The sequence below is a fragment of the Rhodococcus sp. UYP9 genome (assembly GCF_040547235.1).
Taxonomy (GTDB): Bacteria; Actinomycetota; Actinomycetes; order Mycobacteriales; family Mycobacteriaceae; genus Rhodococcoides.
In genome coordinates, this window is record NZ_JBEPPH010000004.1 from 1 (window position 1) to 15,821 (window position 15,821).

12 protein-coding genes and 1 rRNA gene are annotated in these 15,821 nt (G+C 62.4%); 7 read left to right on the forward strand and 6 right to left on the reverse strand.

What is annotated here, in order from left to right; all coding sequences use genetic code 11:
* A 5S ribosomal RNA gene (gene rrf, locus ABIB36_RS12770) occupies positions 1 to 92 on the forward strand; the annotation flags it as partial.
* A 327-nt stretch (positions 93 to 419) separates the two neighbouring features.
* Here rrf and ABIB36_RS12775 read toward each other — a convergent pair.
* Positions 420 to 1,994 (reverse strand): adenylate/guanylate cyclase domain-containing protein, encoded by a 1,575-nt coding sequence (locus ABIB36_RS12775; protein ID WP_354561603.1) that lies wholly within the window; start codon positions 1,992 to 1,994, stop codon positions 420 to 422.
* A gap of 42 nt (positions 1,995 to 2,036) precedes the next feature.
* Between ABIB36_RS12775 and nucS the strand changes: the two genes are divergently transcribed.
* Both nucS and ABIB36_RS12785 read left to right on the forward strand, forming a co-directional pair.
* Positions 2,037 to 2,708: an endonuclease NucS gene (gene nucS, locus ABIB36_RS12780; RefSeq protein WP_354561605.1), complete on the forward strand. Its 672-nt coding sequence runs from the start codon at positions 2,037 to 2,039 to the stop codon at positions 2,706 to 2,708.
* A 47-nt stretch (positions 2,709 to 2,755) separates the two neighbouring features.
* A complete protein-coding gene (locus tag ABIB36_RS12785; RefSeq protein ID WP_084345097.1) occupies positions 2,756 to 3,073 on the forward strand; it encodes an Rv1322 family protein in 318 nt (105 codons plus the stop codon).
* 15 nt (positions 3,074 to 3,088) lie between these two features.
* Here ABIB36_RS12785 and ABIB36_RS12790 read toward each other — a convergent pair whose 3' ends face one another.
* Both ABIB36_RS12790 and mce read right to left on the reverse strand, forming a co-directional pair.
* Positions 3,089 to 4,024: a coiled-coil domain-containing protein gene (locus tag ABIB36_RS12790; protein WP_084345088.1), complete on the reverse strand. Its 936-nt coding sequence runs from the start codon at positions 4,022 to 4,024 to the stop codon at positions 3,089 to 3,091.
* A 45-nt stretch (positions 4,025 to 4,069) separates the two neighbouring features.
* Positions 4,070 to 4,549, reverse strand: coding sequence for a methylmalonyl-CoA epimerase (gene mce, locus ABIB36_RS12795; RefSeq protein ID WP_354561608.1), 480 nt, complete (start codon positions 4,547 to 4,549; stop codon positions 4,070 to 4,072).
* A gap of 95 nt (positions 4,550 to 4,644) precedes the next feature.
* Here mce and ABIB36_RS12800 point away from each other — a divergent pair, with 95 nt between their 5' ends.
* From ABIB36_RS12800 to ABIB36_RS12810, 3 genes are all read left to right on the forward strand, one after another.
* Positions 4,645 to 5,835, forward strand: a complete 1,191-nt coding sequence (locus tag ABIB36_RS12800) for an acetyl-CoA C-acetyltransferase (RefSeq protein ID WP_354561610.1) — start codon at positions 4,645 to 4,647, stop codon at positions 5,833 to 5,835.
* A gap of 103 nt (positions 5,836 to 5,938) precedes the next feature.
* Positions 5,939 to 6,307: a DUF3817 domain-containing protein gene (locus tag ABIB36_RS12805; protein ID WP_354561612.1), complete on the forward strand. Its 369-nt coding sequence runs from the start codon at positions 5,939 to 5,941 to the stop codon at positions 6,305 to 6,307.
* A 112-nt stretch (positions 6,308 to 6,419) separates the two neighbouring features.
* Complete coding sequence (locus ABIB36_RS12810; RefSeq protein ID WP_084345096.1) at positions 6,420 to 7,313, forward strand: tetratricopeptide repeat protein; 894 nt, start codon at positions 6,420 to 6,422, stop codon at positions 7,311 to 7,313.
* A gap of 18 nt (positions 7,314 to 7,331) precedes the next feature.
* On the opposite strand, the gene ABIB36_RS12815 is transcribed toward ABIB36_RS12810, so the two are convergent.
* From ABIB36_RS12815 to ABIB36_RS12825, 3 genes are read right to left on the reverse strand one after another with little or no spacing between them, the layout of a single operon-like run.
* Positions 7,332 to 8,786 carry a neutral zinc metallopeptidase gene (locus ABIB36_RS12815; protein WP_354561614.1) on the reverse strand — a complete coding sequence of 485 codons (1,455 nt, stop codon included), beginning with the start codon at positions 8,784 to 8,786 and terminating at the stop codon, positions 7,332 to 7,334.
* A complete protein-coding gene (gene glgB / locus ABIB36_RS12820; protein ID WP_354561616.1) occupies positions 8,787 to 10,991 on the reverse strand; it encodes a 1,4-alpha-glucan branching protein GlgB in 2,205 nt (734 codons plus the stop codon).
* Between the two features lie 11 nt (positions 10,992 to 11,002).
* Positions 11,003 to 13,012 (reverse strand): maltotransferase domain-containing protein, encoded by a 2,010-nt coding sequence (locus ABIB36_RS12825; RefSeq protein WP_354561618.1) that lies wholly within the window; start codon positions 13,010 to 13,012, stop codon positions 11,003 to 11,005.
* 220 nt (positions 13,013 to 13,232) lie between these two features.
* Here ABIB36_RS12825 and glgP point away from each other — a divergent pair, with 220 nt between their 5' ends.
* Positions 13,233 to 15,812, forward strand: a complete 2,580-nt coding sequence (glgP, locus tag ABIB36_RS12830) for an alpha-glucan family phosphorylase (RefSeq protein ID WP_084345082.1) — start codon at positions 13,233 to 13,235, stop codon at positions 15,810 to 15,812.
* Positions 15,813 to 15,821: the final 9 nt, after the last annotated feature.

Genomic DNA, 15,821 nt, shown 5'->3' on the forward strand with positions numbered 1-15,821 from the left:
CGCCCGGTCCCATTCCGAACCCGGAAGCTAAGCCCTCCAGCGCCGATGGTACTGCACTCGACAGGGTGTGGGAGAGTAGGACACCGCCGAACACAGTTTGCAGGAAAGCCCACAACCGTATGGTTGGGGGCTTTCCTGCGTTTATTGCTCTTGGTGTGCTGGTGGCTGCTGTGTCGATAGCGTCGGCGGGTCCACATCCCACATTCGTGTTCGACTGTCGCTTCGGTGGCGCACCGACGTTATCTGATCGTATGAATGGTCCATCGACGCGGTCAGGGGGGCGCATCATCGGCATTCCTGTCGTCATCGACACCGTCGACGGCACTGCTTCGATGGCGCACCGACGCTATCTGATCGTATGAATGGACCATTGAAGCAATCAGGGGGGGTGGCGCAGCAAGACTCACCCTCACACCTCCTTACGAGCCCCGATCCGACTCGGCCGGTTGCTTCGGGCTGGCGAGGACGGTGTGAACTGATCGTCCGCGCAATGTGACGCTGTCGCCGAGGTCCCAGAGCGACGCTTCTGCCTGCGTGGCGTTGTCGACCGTTGCCTTCGATGCGAGGATGGCACCAGGAGCGTTCTTGGCGAGTTCGGACAATCTGGCAGCTTCGTTGACCGGGTCACCGATGACGGTGTATTCGAAGCGCGACTTCGCTCCCACGTTGCCGGCCACGGCACGGCCGGATGCAACGCCCACTGCTGCACTGCATTCGGGGACTTCGTCGAGCAATCGGGTACTGATTTTTCGGGCCGCCGCTAGCGCGGAACCGCAATGGTCTGACATTTCGCCGGGCGCACCGAAGATCGCGAGGGCGGCGTCGCCCTCGAATTTGTTGATGAAGCCACCGTGGTCGTCGACCTCGTCGACGACGACCGCGAAGAAGCGGTTGAGAAGGTCGACGACCTCTCTCGGGGGACTGGATGCGGCAAGCTCCGTCGAACCGACCAGGTCGATGAAGAACACCGCGATGTCGCGTTCTTCGCCGCCCAGTTCCGAGGTCTTGCTGAGAGCAGCCTCTGCGACTTCCTGTCCGACGTGGCGGCCGAAGAGGTCGCGGATCTTCTCACGCTCGCGGATTCCGTCTGCCATTCTGTTGAAGCCGCTTTGTAGCTCACCCAATTCGGTTCCGTCGTATACAGCCAGATGGACGTCGAGGTTTCCGCGTTCGACTTCTGCCATCCCGGATCTGACGTTGCTGATGGGTGCGGTCGTGGCAAATCCTCCGAGAAGTGTCAGAAAGAACCCGAAGATGAGCGTGATTCCGCCCAGCGCCAGAATCGCGACTGCCAATTGACCCGATGCGGTGTAGTACGGCCGGATGAAACTGAAGATCGCGATGATCATCAGACCCGCTACTGGCACTCCGGTTCCGAGGATCCAGGAGAGGATAGATCGGCCCATCACTCCGGCGATCCGAATCCGACGTGGATCGCCTGCCTCGAGTGCGCGGGCGGCAGCGGGGCGCAACGCGAATTCGCTCAACAGATAGCTGAAAGCGCAGACAACTGTTCCGCCTGCACCGATAGTGAATGCCACCTTGGGAATCGATTGAGGATCGATGATGCCGTCGATTGTGGTGATCAGAATCAGGCCGACGGTCCACAGAAGGATCTGCACTCGGGTCAACTGCCAAGGCATCGACAACGTGTTGACCTGTTCTCGGCGTGTCGGCGGACGGTCCTCGACTGCCCACCGGAGTGCTCGGAGTGCTCTCGTCGTTCCCCATAGCACCCCGACGACGAAGGACAGTAAGACGTATACCGGAACGACTATGAAGTTGACCCACCAATATTTCTCGACGAGAACATCCGGCCCGGGAACGACGACACTGACCAAAGTGACGACGATGACGGCGCCGATCAGATTTGCCCCGAGCAGGAACGTAGTCAGCAGCAGTTGCACACGTATACGACGGCGACGGGGTGATTCGGATATGTCGCCGAGTAGGCGGGATCCGAGAGGCGCGACGGATCGTCTCGGTTGCGGCATGGTGGTCATAGACTAGCGGGCGCTCTGGCTTAGGGTGGGCGAGTGCGTCTCGTAATTGCTCGTTGCCAAGTGGACTATGTCGGCCGCCTCACTGCCCATCTTCCCCCTGCACGTCGGCTTCTTCTGGTGAAGTCCGACGGCTCGGTGAGTGTGCATGCGGACGATCGCGCGTACAAGCCGTTGAACTGGATGAGCCCGCCGTGTTGGATGGCCGAGACGACCGTGGGCGAGACGATCAAGTGGGTCGTGACGAACAAGGCCGGCGAGGAACTTCGAATCACGATCGACGATGTCGAGCTCGACTCGAGTCATGAGCTTGGTATCGATCCCGGCTTGGTGAAGGACGGGGTCGAGTCCCACCTTCAGGAGTTGCTCGCCGAGCATGTCGAGACACTCGGTACCGGTTACACGCTTGTGCGTCGCGAATACATGACGGCCATTGGGCCGGTGGATCTTCTTTGCCGCAATGCCGACGGAGGAACGGTGGCCGTGGAGATCAAGCGGCGTGGCGAAATCGACGGGGTCGAGCAGTTGACACGCTATCTCGAACTGCTGAATCGGGATCCGGTGCTATCGCCGGTGAGTGGAGTGTTCGCGGCACAAGTGATCAAGCCACAAGCCAAAACATTGGCCGTCGACCGCGGAATCCGATGCGTGACGCTCGACTACGACGTGCTGCGAGGGACCGAAAGCACCGAGTTCCGCCTGTTCTGATTCATGTGCCGTCGCAGTCGCTCGAACGTTTCTCTTACACTCGTACTGTGCCTCGACGGAACCACGACCGCAAAGCGGTCCGCAAGAAAGCAGCAGGATCTCCGGATTCGCTTCTCGGCGGCGCCCGGGTAGAGGGCGGACCGGCGGGATGGTCCGATGAGGAATTCACTTTTCGGACGGTGCCCGGAAACAGAGCCACGAAGACGTATCGCTGTCCAGGCTGTGATCACGAGGTGCGGCCGGGTGTCGCGCACGTGGTCGCGTGGCCGTCGGACGATCTGGGAGGCCCGGAGGACCGACGGCATTGGCACACAGGGTGTTGGTCCGGCCGCGGCACGAGGGGCCTGACCAGGCGCTGGTCGTAGCCAGCGCCCGGTGACTCAAGATGACGTGGAGGCCTTTTCCTTCCCGAGATCGACCGCGTCGTCCTTGGCCTTCGTGGAAGCGGTGGGCTCGGCTGCGTCGAGCAGTTCGCTCTCTCGGTTGACCGACGCCAGCATTGCGGGCACGGAGTCGAGTTGGCCACGAATACCGAGCAGCTGAGCGAGCACACGGCTGCGCAGTACTCGTAGTTCCTCGGCCAGTTCCTTCGAGTGCGCGATCCGTCGTTCGGCCTGTTCGGTCGCGGCCTGCAGTCGGCGGGTCGATTCTTTCGTGGCCTCTTCGATGCGGTGTGCAGCGTCGGCCTTGCTCGATGCTTCTAGGTCTTCGAGAGCCGCGAGGATCTTGGTGCGGCGGTCGGCCATCGTGATCTCGAAATCCTCTTGAACCTTGGCGCGCTTGGCCTCGGACTCGGCGGCGAGCTGATCGCGCTCGGACTGCGCTGCCTCCACCACGCGTGCTGCCTCGGTACGCGCCTGAGCCATCGTCTGCTCGTGCTCGGTTTCCAGCGCAGAACGACGCTCCTCCAACTCCGCGACGAGTGATTCGTGACGGCCGCGCAGACGCGCGCTTTCTTGCTCGGCGACCGAGACCATCTCCTCGGACTCGGCGTGCGCCTTGGCCCGAACTTCGGAGGCCTCGTCGGATGCGAGTCTGAGCATCCGCGAGATCCGGTCACTCATTCCCTCTGCAGTAGTAGGAGGCACCGACAGTCGGTCGATGTCCTTGCGCAGTTCGTCGATCTCGTCACGAGCATCATCGAGTTGTTTGGCCAGGTCGCGGGCTTGGGCTGCAGCGGCATCGCGATCCGCGGTAGTCAGCCGAAGCTCGGCGTCGAACCGTTCGAAGTAGTTGGTGACTTCGTCGCGATCGAATCCTTTTCGTACGAGAGAGAAAGGAAGTTGCACCCCGGTGCGATCTTGCTCGTTTGCCATGGCGGTCAACTTACCTTTGCCAGGTTTTCAGGGCCATACGGTGGGTCAATGAACTGATATCTCGGATGGTTCCACCAATTCGATGAGTACGCCACCGGCATCTTTGGGGTGAATGAAATTGATCCGTGAATCTGCGGTGCCGCGACGAGGTGCGTCGTAGAGCAGCCGAACTCCACGACTGCGTAGTTCGTCGGAGATTTCCTCGATGCTGCTGACCCGGTATGCCAGTTGCTGCAGGCCGGGTCCGCTACGGCCGATGAACTTGGCGATGGTCGACTCCTCGTTCAGCGGTGCGAGCAATTGAAGTGCGGCCGACGCCGAAGTGGCACCGGGAAAGGACAGCATGGCTTCGCGGACGCCCTGCTCCGCGTTGACTTCTTCGTGTGTTGCCACCATTCCGAGATGTTCGGTGTACCAGGCAATGGCGACGTCGAGGTCCGGCACAGCGACGCCGACGTGGTCGATAGCCGTCACCAGGTCGGATCGGAGTGGGGCACCCGTGGGAGACTGCGTGGTGGAGGTCATGCAGTCGACGTTAGCGTCAGCTGGATCGAATCGCTCACTGGGGCTGTTGTAGAGATCGACGACTCACTTTTCGCGCAATTGGTTGGAGGAACATTGTGACCACTTCTGTCATCATCGCCGGGGCTCGCACACCGGTAGGCAAGCTGTCCGGGGCGTTGAAGGATATGTCCGGTTCGGACCTCGGCGGTATCGCGATCAAGGGTGCGCTCGAGAAGGCCGGTGTCGCCCCGGAACTCGTCGAGTACGTCATCATGGGCCAGGTTCTCACCGCAGGTGCAGGTCAGATCCCTGCTCGCCAGGCCGCTGCTGCCGCCGGTATTCCGATGGACGTGCCTGCACTGACCATCAACAAGGTGTGCCTTTCCGGGGTCGACGCGATCGCCCTCGCTGATCAGCTGATCCGGGCAGGCGAGTTCGAGGTCGTCGTTGCCGGCGGTCAGGAGTCGATGACCCAGGCGCCGCACATGCTCGAAAAGTCTCGCGCGGGCTACAAGTACGGCGACGTGACGATGCGCGATCATCTGGCCTACGACGGCCTGTACGACGTCTTCACCGATCAGGCGATGGGTGGACTCACCGAATCACGCAACGAAGGCCCCACTGCCAGCACTCGTGAGGAACAGGACGCGTTCGCGGCCGCATCTCATCAGCGGGCGGCGGCGGCATGGAAGAACGGGATCTTCGACGACGAGGTCGTTCCGGTCAGCATCCCGCAGCGCAAGGGCGACCCGATCGTGGTGTCCCAGGACGAAGGCATCCGCGCCGATACGACCACCGATACCCTCGCCAAGCTTCGGCCGGCGTTCAGCAAGACCGGCACGATCACCGCGGGCAATGCCTCGACCATCAACGACGGTGCTGCAGCTGTGATCGTCATGAGCCGCGACAAGGCAGAGAGTCTCGGGCTGACGTGGATTGCCGAGATCGGTGCGCACGGTGTCGTCGCAGGCCCGGATTCCTCGCTGCAGAGCCAGCCCGCTCGGGCTATCGCCAAGGCGTGCGCCAAGGAAGGGATCGATCCTAAGGATCTCGATCTGATCGAGATCAACGAGGCTTTCGCTGCAGTAGGTATCGCCTCCACCCGTGAACTCGGCATCGACGAGGCCAAGGTCAACGTCAACGGTGGGGCAATCGCTATCGGTCACCCCCTGGGAATGTCCGGTGCACGTATCGCGCTGCATCTCGCCCTCGAGCTCGGACGACGCGGCGGAGGAATCGGCGCGGCAGCATTGTGCGGTGGCGGCGGACAGGGCGATGCGCTGATCGTTCGAGTACCGAAGTCCTGACGTTCGGTCTGGTCTCATTTCGCGCTCGCTGCTTCTGCTCGGGCGTCGAAGTGAGACCAGACCCACTACGCTCTGTCGTAGTCGATCGGGCACAATGGGGCGCATGCTGACCTTCTTCGATCTGAGCACCACGGCCAAGCGATTCCGATTCTTCGCAGTCCTCGAGGCGTTTACCTGGCTGGGTCTCTTGGTTGGAATGGCCTTCAAGTGGCTGCCTGCAGACGGCAACGAGATCGGTGTCAAAATTTTCGGACCGATACACGGCGCGGTGTTCGTGATCTACGTCCTGATCTCGATCCTGACAGCAGTCAAACTCCGCTGGGATATCAAGACCAGCGTGCTCGCCCTTCTTGCCAGCATTCCGCCGTTCGGTACCGTCGTCTTCGAGATCTGGGCCATGCGAACAGGCCGTCTCGCCGAGCTGAGCTCCTCCGAACCTGCTCTCGCGAAGGGCGCAGGCACGCCCTCGTAGTTCCCGCGAGTACCAGCAGTAGTGAGTCTTCACCGTTAGTGACAAACTGTAGGGCGTGACTCGTCCCGGTTCTCACTCTTCAGCCCGTCCGCCAACTGCCGTCCCGGCATCCATCGCAGGGGCCGTCGACCTCTCCGCTCTGAAGGATCGTCCGGCGCCGCCGCCTGCCGCTGGAAGCGACGACTCTTCAGCAGGATTGGCTCCCATCGTCGATGTGACGACTGCCAACTTCGAGGCGGAGGTCCTGCAGCGGTCCTCGCAGGTCCCGGTGATCGTAGATCTCGGATCGGCTCGGTCGCCACAATCTGCTGCGCTGACTCGGCAACTGGGCCAGCTGGCGCTCGAGGCGGGCGGTGCTTGGGTGCATGCGCGGGTGGATGTCGACAGCAACCCTCAGATTGCGCAAGCCTTCGGCGTCAAGGCCATTCCGACGGTCATCGCGGTAGCAGCTGGACAGCCCCTTGCTGATTTCGAGGGCTCGCAGCCCGATGAACAGCTGCGCAAATGGCTCGAGGCTGTCGAGCAGGCGACGGCGGGCAAACTCACCGGCCCGCCCAACGCGCGCGGCGACGCGGGCGAGGATGAACCCGAGCCGGAGGATCCGCGTTTCGTCGCTGCCGAGGAGGCAATAGACGAGGGGGACTTCGTCGCTGCCGAAGCTGCATATCAGGCGATCATCGACGCCGAGCCGTCGAACACGGAGGCGCTTGCTGCGCTTCGGCAGGTGCGCTTTCTCGCACGAGTCCAACACGTCGATGTCGACGCCGTGGAACGCGCAGATTCGGCGCCGTCCGACGTGACGGCTCAGATCGAAGCTGCTGACGTCGAGCTGTCTCAGCAGAAACCCGAAGCTGCGTTCGCACGGCTCATTGCCGGCATCAAGAAGACCGCAGGTGACGAGCGCACGCAACTGCGGACGCGCTTACTCGAACTCTTCGAGTTGTTCGATGCTGCGGACCCGATCGTGGTGGCTGCCCGTCGAAAGTTGGCTTCTGCGCTGTATTGATTTTCGGCTATGTGCTGGTCAGCGGTAGCGGGTGTTGCACTGCTCGCGTCCGCCCAGCACACCCGACCGGAATGCGTCGACGCGAGAGAATCCGCTGGGAAGCGTCACTCCGTCGATATCGCTGGCAGTCAATCCGTCGCTCAGTAGGCCCGACACGGCCTCGTCGAGGTCGCCAGGGGAGAGCCACACTTCCAACTCCGAAGTGCTGGTTCGGTTCTCGGCGCTCAGGCCTGCGGTGATGACACCGGCCAGGCAGGCCGATCGCAACGCAGTCTGTGGGTTGTCGAGCGGTTGGCCTGCCTCGTTCTGGACGGCAAGCGTGTATCGCGAAGCGAACAGCACATACGCGCTGTAGTCGCCGGATACGTTGAGGGGAATGACGTCTCCGCGCCGTGGACGTTCGGCGGTGCCGAGCTCGGCGAGGGCGTCGACGTCCACGCCGATGGTGTTGGTCGAGGCGCAGTACGACACCGGCTCGGTCGAGGTGCCGTCCGGACAATCGGTGTCCGACCCGGCATAGGTGACGGTGGGTGGGTTCTGCAGTGTCAGCAGGCTTTCGAACGACCTGACGAATGCCTCCAGCGTCTCCACGGTGACCGGAAGCTCGCCGTCGTCGGCGGCGTTGCTGAACTGCTGGGGGAGATCCGCTCGGCGCGATTCGATCTCGGCTTCGTCGATCTCGGTACAGGCCGCCGCTCCGTCGGTGAATCCGATCTGTACTGCGGTGACACGTTCGAAGGCGGTGCCGTGGACCGAATCCGGATCGTTGGGATCGACGTCGCGGACTGCGACGGTTGCGGCGAGTACGCCGTTGAGGCCGTCGGAGGTGTTGATGGTGAAATGTGTCGAATCCCCTTCGGCGACATGCCGAACGAAGGCACCGGCGAAGCAGTCGGCCTGCTGCTCGGCAACGATCGTTGGGGTGTCCTCGCCGATCAGACCGGACTGATACTGCACGGCATGGCCGTATTCGTGTGCGATGACCATGACGACCGACATCGGACCGAAGGCGTCGATCAATGCGGGCAGCAGAATCGTTCGATCCCAGCCGATGGTGTCGTCGCGAGAGCAGTACGCAGCGTTGGGAATTCCGCCGGTCCTGTCCCCGCAGAACCTGATGCCTTCGTCCTCGTCTTCGCCTGCGTCCCAGGAGATGAGTGCCGACACAGGGGCGAAGGTGCCCTTGAACAGTTCCGGGTAGGTCTGTGCCCAATACCGCTGGATGTCGTCGATGGCGTCAGTGGCGAGAATGTCGGAATCCGTGCCCTCGGCATTGCGCACCTCGAGCGTCGAGTGCGGTGCTCCCGGACGCGGCCCGCTCGGCCCATCCGTGACCGGTAACCCAGCCACGGTGAAAGGGTTGTCGTAGATCGACACTGCCCGGCCTTCGACCGAGGAACCACATCCACTCACTACCATCATGGTGATCACGGCGGTCATCCACAGTGTGTGTCGGGTACGACCGCCACTCATTCAACGCTCCAGTTTTATCCAAATCGCGCCGTGGGCGGGAAGCGCCACCTGTGCGGAAGACGGTCGACCGTGCCACGAGTGCGATGTTGCGGTTACTTCTCCGAGATTGCCGACCCCCGAACCGCCGTAGGATTCTGCGTCCGTATTGAGGATCTCGATCCAGCGACCAGGCTCCGGTAGTCCGACACGATAGTCGCCATGTACGACTCCCGAGAAGTTGAAGATACACGCGACAACAGATCCGTCCGCGCCGTAGCGCAAGAAGCTGAGCACGTTGTTCTCGGTGTCGTTGGCATCGATCCACGAATACCCGCTGGGGGACGTGTCCAGAGTCCAGAGAGCAGAGTTCGCCCGGTAGACGGAGTTGAGGTCACTGACCAAGTTCAGTACCCCGCGGTGCAGACCGTCGTCGTTATGGTCGTCGAGTTGGTACCAGTCGAGCCCGCGCTCCTCGGACCACTCACGGGTCTGACCGAACTCCTGACCCATGAAGAGCAACTGCTTGCCGGGGTGTGCCCACATGTACGCAAGCAGACCGCGCATCCCAGCAGCTTTGGTGAAGTTGTCCCCGGGCATGCGTGACCACAACGTGCCTTTGCCGTGGACGACTTCGTCGTGACTGATCGGCAAGAGGTAATTCTCACTCCACGCGTACACCAACGAGAACGTGATCTCGTGATGGTGAAAGCTGCGGTGAATCGGATCGCGCCCGAGGAAGTCGAGCGTGTCGTGCATCCAGCCCATGTTCCACTTCATGTTGAAGCCGAGGCCACCGACACTGGTCGGACGGGTGACGCCGGGCCACGCAGTGGACTCTTCGGCGACGGTGACGACGCCCCGGTGCTTCTTGTGCACTGTCGCGTTCATTTCCTGCAGAAACGACACCGCTTCGAGGTTCTCGCGGCCGCCGTAGATGTTCGGCGTCCAACCACCCTCGGGACGGGAGTAGTCGAGGTAGATCATGGATGCGACGGCGTCGACGCGTAATCCGTCGATGTGGAACTCGTCGAGCCAGTACAGCGCGTTGGCGACCAGGAAGTTCCGTACCTCGCGACGACCGAAGTCGAAGACCAGCGTGCCCCAGTCGAGTTGCTCGCCGCGTTGAGGATCCCCGTGCTCGTAGAGCGGGCCGCCGTCGAAACGGGCCAATGCCCACTCGTCCTTCGGGAAGTGAGCGGGCACCCAATCGACGAGGACGCCGATGCCTGCCTCGTGCAGGTGATCGACGAAGAAGCGGAAATCGTCGGGGCTGCCGAACCGTGAGGTCGGGGCGTAGTAGGACGTCACCTGGTAGCCCCACGACCCACCGAACGGGTGCTCGGCGACCGGCAACAACTCGACGTGGGTGAATCCGGTTTCGAGCATGTACTCGGCCAGCTGCACAGCCAATTGGCGATAGTCGAGGCCAGGACGCCAGGAGGCCAAGTGCACTTCGTAGACGCTCATCGGCGCCCGAGTCGGCTCGATCTCCGCGCGTGCTGCGAGCCAGTCGTCGTCGGACCACTCGAACGTGGAGCCGGCGACGATCGATCCGGTGGCAGGTGGAACCTCGGTAGCGAATGCCATCGGATCGGCCTTGTCACGCACAACGCCATCGGACCCGTGGACGCGATACTTGTAGATGGTTCCAGGTCCGACATCGGGAACGAACAGCTCCCAGACACCGGTGGATCCGAGCGCACGCATAGGCCAACTCTGGCCCGACCACCCGTCGAAACTTCCGACTACGGTCACGCCCGCGGCAGCCGGCGCCCACACTGCGAACGAGGTGCCGCTGACGTCGCCGTCCGGGGTGGTGTAGTTCTGCTCGTGGGCACCGAGGATGTCCCACAGTCGCTCGTGCCTACCCTCGCCGAACAGGTGGAGGTCCAGTTCTCCCAGCGTGGGGAGGAACCGGTAACCGTCGGCGGACTCGGCGGTGTATCCGCCGGGCCAGGTGACGACGAGTCGGTAGTCCATCGAATCGGTGAACGGTACGACGACGCTGAACACGCCGTGCGCAACATGAGTCAACGGATAGTCGACGCCGCCGATGCGCGCGACAACCGACTCCGCGTTCGGCTTGAGCGCGCGAATGGCCGTTCCGCCGGGCACTGGGTGAGCGCCGAGCACCGAGTGCGGATCGTAATGTCTGCCTTGGGCGAGCAAATCGAGATCATTGCTGCTCGGTGAGGCAATATCGGTTGTCGTCGGGTTGTCGGTCACGATTTTCCCACTCACTTCCGGTTGCCGCGGTATGCCAGTTCGAGCCGTGCCGGATACGGAATCGGCGGTAGCGCCAATATGTGCGCCACTGACTTCCACGGTTCCAATCTGACGAAATTGGTCTGTCCCCAATTGAATTGCTGGCCACTGACTTCGTCGGTGACGGTGAGGCTGTCATGCCAGTCGTGTCCGAGCTCAGGCATGTCCAACCAGATGGTGCCTTCTTCCGGTCCGAACGGATCGAGGTTGATCACCACGAGTACCGAGTCGCCGGTGACCGGATCGAACTTCGAATAGGCGATCAGCGCGTCGTTGTCGACATGGTGAAAATGGATGTTGCGCAACTGTTGTAGAGCCGGGTGCGCCCGCCTGATCGAATTCAGCGTCGCCAGCCACGGCTCCAATGATTCGCCTCGGGCCAGTGCGCCTTCGAAGTCTCGGGGACGGAGTTGGTACTTTTCCGAATCGAGATACTCCTCGCTGCCCGGACGCACGGCTTGGTGCTCGAACAATTCGTAACCCGAGTACACACCCCACGTGGGCGACAGGGTTGCCGCCAGCGCAGCACGAAGTGCGAACATTCCGGGTCCGCCGGTCTGGAGGCTTTCGTGAAGGATGTCCGGAGTGTTGACGAACAGATTCGGCCGCGCATCGTCTGCGCGTCGGGCATGCTCCTCGGCGAACTCGGTGAGCTCCCACTTGGCAACCCGCCACGTGAAGTACGTGTAGGACTGAGTGAAGCCACGCTTGGCCAACCCGTACATCCGCGCAGGCCTGGTGAAAGCCTCGGCGAGGAACAGCACCTCCGGATGAGACTTCTTGATCTCGGCGATGAGCCATTCCCAGAAATCTGGTGGCTTGGTATGTGGGTTGTCCACTCGGAAGATCTTGACTCCCAGCGCAATCCAATGTCGAGTGACGCGCAGAACCTCGTTGTAGATGCCGCGGCGATCGTTGTCGAAGTTGACCGGATAGATGTCCTGGTACTTCTTGGGGGGATTTTCGGCGTAGGCGATCGTGCCGTCGGGAAGGACCGTGAACCACTCCGGATGGGTCGCTGCCCACGGGTGGTCCGGGGCTGCCTGAAGCGCCAAATCGAGTGCGACCTCGAGATCGAGTGCATTGGCAGTTTCGACGAACGCCCGAAAGTCGTCTTCGGTCCCGAGTTCGGGATGGATTGCGTCGTGTCCGCCGTCTTTGGAACCGATGGCCCACGGTGAACCGACGTCGTGTGGCGCCGGGGTCAGCGTGTTGTTCGGTCCCTTCCGATTGATCTCACCGATCGGGTGGATCGGTGGAAGGTAGACGATATCGAATCCCATGCCGGCAATGCGGGGGAGTTGTTCGATGGATGTGGCGAACGTGCCATGACGGGGTGTGCCATCTTCGTTCCATCCACCTGTCGACCGGGGAAAGAACTCGTACCAGGCGCCGTTGAGCGCGCGGTTGCGATCCACCCAAACATTGATGGCGGGGGAACGCGTCACCAGCTCGCGCAGCGGGTACTCGTGCAGAAGATCTGCCACTGCCGGTGTGAACGCCGACGCGACGCGAGCCGGAAGCTGACGGGCGGTGTCGCGCAGCGCAGTGACGACGTCGACGAGAAGCGCTCGTTCCTCGCTGGGCACACCCTTGGCGGCGCGCTCGAATACACGTGCACCGATTTCCAAGTCGTTGGCCAGCTCGGTGGCGCTCTGACCCACGCCCAGTTTGGCTTCGAGTGCATGCTTCCACGTCGAGACGGGATCGCTCCACGCCTCGATTCGGCAGATCCAGTAACCGGGGGTGCTCGGAGTGAAGAGTGCGTCGAACGTATCGGGTTCACTACCCGGGGTCATGGTGATACGCAGTGGGGTCCGAACTCCGGGGCCACGAACTGCGAGCGTTGCGGCAACCGCGTCGTGACCCTCTCGCCACACATCCGCCGAAACCGGAAATGCTTCGCCTACCACCGCTTTCGCGGGGTATTTTCCGGTGCTCGTGTCTGGAAGGACATTGTCGATACCGAGTCGACCTGTCACTTCACACTCCGTTCTTCGCTCCGTTCGGCCGGTCGCATCGGGTGCGACGGCCGAGTAACTGATGGTCGGCGTGCTCTCGTGAACAACCGTAGTGCAGACAGCGGCGCTGTGCCTGTGTCAGCGGCCTCCGTCGGCGATTTTCGGCTGTCCGTCGGTCGTTCCCCACCGGTAGCGCCGGTGAGTCCGGCCATGCACGGACAACGTGGGTAGTGTTCGTTTCGTGAAAGCCTTGCGTCGGTTCACTGTCCGAGCCCACCTGCCCGAGCGTCTGAATGCCCTAGCGGAGCTTTCGACAAACCTCCGCTGGTCGTGGCACCCACCTACTCAACAACTCTTCGAGGAAATCGACCCAGCGCTCTGGGTCGAACTCGATCGCGATCCCATCGCTCTGCTCGGAGCGGTCGCGCCGAAGCGCCTGGAAGAACTTGCAGACGATCCGACTTTCGTCGACCGCCTTGCGGTAGTGTCCGGCGATCTGTCGGACTACCTGACTCGTCCACTCTGGTTCCAGAAGAAGCAGCGCACCGATTCTTCGCTGCCCACCGGCATCGGTTACTTCTCGATGGAGTTCGGTGTCAGCGAGGTCCTGCCCAACTACTCGGGCGGACTCGGCATCCTTGCGGGCGACCATCTCAAAGCCGCGTCCGACTTGGGCCTGCCGTTGATCGGAGTCGGCCTTCTCTACCGATCCGGATACTTCCGGCAGTCACTGACCGCCGACGGATGGCAGTCCGAGCGCTACCCATCGCTCGATCCGCAGGGCCTGCCCCTGCGTCTGCTCACCGACTCGTCCAATGCGCCGGTCCTCATTCACGTGTCGATGCCGGGAGAGCGGGTCCTGCGAGCCCGGGTATGGATCGCGCAGGTGGGACGCGTCCCCTTGCTGTTGTTGGACTCCGATATCGCGGACAACGATCCGGAACTTCGAGGTGTGACCGACCGCCTGTACGGCGGAGACCAGGATCATCGCATCAAGCAGGAGATCCTGGCCGGAATCGGCGGGGTACGTGCCATTCGTGCTTACACGCACGCGCACGGTTTGCCGGACCCCGAGGTGTTCCACATGAACGAGGGGCACGCAGGGTTCCTCGGTGCCGAACGCATCCGCGAACTCGTCACCGGCAAGGGATTGGACTTCGACTCCGCCCTCGCATCGGTGCGAGCGGGAACCGTGTTCACCACCCACACGCCGGTGCCTGCGGGCATCGACCGGTTTCCGGCCGATCTGGTCCGGCACTACTTCGGCAGCGACGCCTCCGCCGACTCGGCCTTGCTGCCAGGTTTGCCGATGGACCGCATTCTGGCGCTGGGCGGTGAGCCCGACCGGTCGGTGTTCAACATGGCGCATATGGGCCTTCGTCTGGGCCAACGTGCCAACGGTGTCTCGAAGCTGCACGGGATCGTCAGCCGGGGCATGTTCAACGATCTGTGGCGTGGATTCGACGTATCGGAGGTACCGATCGGTTCGGTCACCAATGGTGTTCACGCGCCTACCTGGGCCGCGCGCGAGTGGATGGAACTGGCGAACGACACCGTCGGTGCCGATGCGCTGGAGGAAGCACGCGGCTGGGAACAGTTGCAGAACGTCCCGTCCGAAAAGCTGTGGTCGACGCGAAACGATCTTCGGGGTCAACTCGTCGACGAAGTTCGCCGTCGGGTGCATCGATCGTGTGTGGAGCGAGGCTCGACCGAGGCTGAACTTGGTTGGACCTCAGGGGTTTTCGATCCGAACGTACTGACGGTCGGATTCGCGAGACGAGTGCCGACGTACAAGCGTCTGACGTTGATGCTGCGCGAACCGGAACGACTGAAGAGGCTTCTCCTCGACCCGGACCGTCCAGTGCAATTGGTCGTTGCCGGAAAGTCCCATCCTGCGGACGACGGTGGCAAGGCTCTCATCCAGCAGATAGTTCGGTTCGCCGATGCCGCAGATGTTCGCCATCGCATCGTGTTCCTACCGGACTACGACATGTCGATGGCTCGATACCTCTACTGGGGCTGCGACGTCTGGCTCAACAACCCCCTTCGCCCACTCGAAGCCTGCGGAACCTCAGGCATGAAGTCCGCGTTGAACGGTGGTCTCAACCTGTCCATCCGCGACGGATGGTGGGACGAGATGTACGACGGCGAGAACGGCTGGGCCATACCGACTGCCGACGGCGTGACGGACGAGAGCCGCCGCGACGACCTCGAAGCCTCGGCGCTCTACGAGTTGCTGGAGCAGTCGGTGTTGCCCAAATTCTACGACCGCACCGACGGTGTGCCGACTCGCTGGATCGAGATGGTTCGCCACACCCTCGAGCATCTGGGGCCGAAGGTGCTGGCGTCGAGGATGGTTCGTGACTACACGCTCGGTTACTACGCACCGGCCGCGACCGCGGCGCGCACAGTCGACCGCGACGAGTACACAGGCGCGAAGGACGTCGCAGCGTATCGCCGACGGGTCGAGGACGCGTGGCATTCCGTCGAGGTCGTCCAGGTCGACAGCGAAGGCCTGCCCGACACCCCGGTCATCGGCGCGAAGCTCACCTTGCGGGCGTACGTCCGACTCGGAGGTCTTTCGCCGTCGGACGTCGTCGTTCAGGCTGTGCTCGGCCGGGTTACCGACGACGAGGATCTGATCGACACCCGAACTGTGGTCATGACGCATTCAGGAACGGACTCGCTCGGGGAGGTCTTCGAGACCGACACCGCTCTGCCGGTCAGCGGGGCAGTCGGTTACACCGTACGAGTGCTGCCGCACCATCCGTTGTTGGCCGGTGACGCCGAATTGGGTTTGGTGAAATCGCCGAATCCGTAACCCGTTCCG

What these genes read in the sequence shown, in the direction of transcription:
- ABIB36_RS12775 (WP_354561603.1), bottom strand. Translation starts at nt 1,994, where the DNA reads ATGCCGCAACCGAGACGATCCGTCGCGCCTCTCGGATCCCGCCTACTC.
- mce (WP_354561608.1), bottom strand. Translation starts at nt 4,549, where the DNA reads ATGACCTCCACCACGCAGTCTCCCACGGGTGCCCCACTCCGATCCGAC.
- ABIB36_RS12790 (WP_084345088.1), bottom strand. Translation starts at nt 4,024, where the DNA reads ATGGCAAACGAGCAAGATCGCACCGGGGTGCAACTTCCTTTCTCTCTC.
- ABIB36_RS12815 (WP_354561614.1), bottom strand. Translation starts at nt 8,786, where the DNA reads ATGAGTGGCGGTCGTACCCGACACACACTGTGGATGACCGCCGTGATC.
- ABIB36_RS12805 (WP_354561612.1), top strand. Translation starts at nt 5,939, where the DNA reads ATGCTGACCTTCTTCGATCTGAGCACCACGGCCAAGCGATTCCGATTC.